1 protein-coding gene is annotated in these 591 nt (G+C 65.0%); it reads right to left on the reverse strand.

What is annotated here, in order from left to right; genetic code table 11:
- Nucleotides 1-591 (reverse strand): citrate/2-methylcitrate synthase (locus DAT37_RS11875; RefSeq protein WP_332873281.1); only part of this gene is annotated, 591 nt, incomplete at both ends.

Raw genomic sequence — 591 nt, forward strand, 5'->3', positions numbered from 1 at the left:
GCGTACCCGGTGTACACCTGGCGCGGGCGGCCGATCTTTGTGGCCGGGTCGTTGATCATCTCCCGCCACTGCGCGATCCAGCCGGGGGTGCGGCCGACGGCGAACAGCGGGGTGAACATGTTCGTCGGGAAGCCCATCGCCTTGTAGATCAGGCCGGTGTAGAAGTCCACGTTCGGGTAGAGCTTGCGCTCGATGAAGTAGTCGTCGGAGAGGGCGATCTCCTCCAGGCGCATCGCGATGTCGAGCAGGTCGTCGCGCTTGCCGAGCTTGTTCAGCACGCTGTCGGCAACCTTCTTCACGATGGCGGCCCGCGGGTCGTAGTTCTTGTACACCCGGTGCCCGAAGCCCATCAGGCGCACACCCTTCTCCTTGTTCTTCACCCGGTTCATGAACGTGTCCACGTCGTCGTCGCTGGCGTGGATGTCGTTCAGCATGGCCAGCACCGCCTCGTTCGCACCACCGTGCAACGGGCCGGAGAGCGCGCCGATACCGGCGGCCACCGAGGCGTAGATGTTCGCCTGCGCCGAGCCGACGATCCGCACTGTGGAGGCAGAGCAGTTCTGCTCGTGGTCGGCATGCAGGATGAGCAGC

The sequence above is a fragment of the Nocardia aurea genome, from assembly GCF_003123685.1.
GTDB lineage: Bacteria > Actinomycetota > Actinomycetes > Mycobacteriales > Mycobacteriaceae > Nocardia > Nocardia aurea.